Origin of the sequence: Corynebacterium sp. CCUG 51687 (assembly GCF_024453995.1) — a bacterium.
Taxonomy (GTDB): domain Bacteria; phylum Actinomycetota; class Actinomycetes; order Mycobacteriales; family Mycobacteriaceae; genus Corynebacterium; species Corynebacterium pseudogenitalium.
The window spans coordinates 1-1,243 of sequence record NZ_JAGPYT010000028.1; the positions used below are offsets into that span (position 1 = coordinate 1).

Annotated in this window: 1 rRNA gene; it reads right to left on the reverse strand. The window is 54.8% G+C overall.

Annotation, left to right across the window (positions count from 1 at the left end):
* Positions 1 to 182: 182 nt before the first annotated feature.
* A 16S ribosomal RNA gene (locus tag KBX13_RS11405) occupies positions 183 to 1,243 on the reverse strand; the annotation flags it as partial.

Sequence of the window (1,243 nt, forward strand, 5' to 3'; positions counted from 1 at the left end):
TTCTTTTTGATTACAAAAACCCGGCCACACTGCAACCACAACCACAACCACCACACGAATGCGTGGCAACCTTGTAGCTGGTGTGTCTCCACCCGGAAACAACAATTGGCAGCCACACCCACGGTGACTCAACCAACAAAAAAACAGCCCACAACTGTGAGCCACAATAAAAAACTCCTTAGAAAGGAGGTGATCCAGCCGCACCTTCCGGTACGGCTACCTTGTTACGACTTCGTCCCAATCGCCGATCCCACCTTCGACAGCTCCCATGACAGGCCACTGGCTTCGGGTGTTACCAACTTTCATGACGTGACGGGCGGTGTGTACAAGGCCCGGGAACGTATTCACCGCAGCGTTGCTGATCTGCGATTACTAGCGACTCCGACTTCATGGGGTCGAGTTGCAGACCCCAATCCGAACTAAGGCCGGCTTTGTGCGATTAGCATCCCCTCACAAGGTAGCAAACGCGCTGTACCGACCATTGTAGCATGTGTGAAGCCCTGGACATAAGGGGCATGATGATTTGACGTCATCCCCACCTTCCTCCGAGTTAACCCCGGCAGTCTCTCATGAGTCCCCACCATTGTGTGCTGGCAACATAAGACAAGGGTTGCGCTCGTTGCGGGACTTAACCCAACATCTCACGACACGAGCTGACGACAACCATGCACCACCTGTATAGCGACCACAAGGGAAACCACATCTCTGCGGCGATCCGCTACATGTCAAGCCCAGGTAAGGTTCTTCGCGTTGCATCGAATTAATCCACATGCTCCGCCGCTTGTGCGGGCCCCCGTCAATTCCTTTGAGTTTTAGCCTTGCGGCCGTACTCCCCAGGCGGGGCGCTTAATGCGTTAGCTACGGCACAAATCCCGTGGAAGGGACTCACACCTAGCGCCCACCGTTTACGGCATGGACTACCAGGGTATCTAATCCTGTTCGCTACCCATGCTTTCGCTCCTCAGCGTCAGTTACTGCCCAGAGACCTGCCTTCGCCATCGGTGTTCCTCCTGATATCTGCGCATTTCACCGCTACACCAGGAATTCCAGTCTCCCCTACAGCACTCAAGTTATGCCCGTATCGCCTGCAGTCCCACAGTTAAGCTGTGGACTTACACAAACGACGCGACAAACCACCTACGAGCTCTTTACGCCCAGTAATTCCGGACAACGCTCGCACCCTACGTATTACCGCGGCTGCTGGCACGTAGTTAGCCGGTGCTTCTTCTCCAGGTACCGTCAC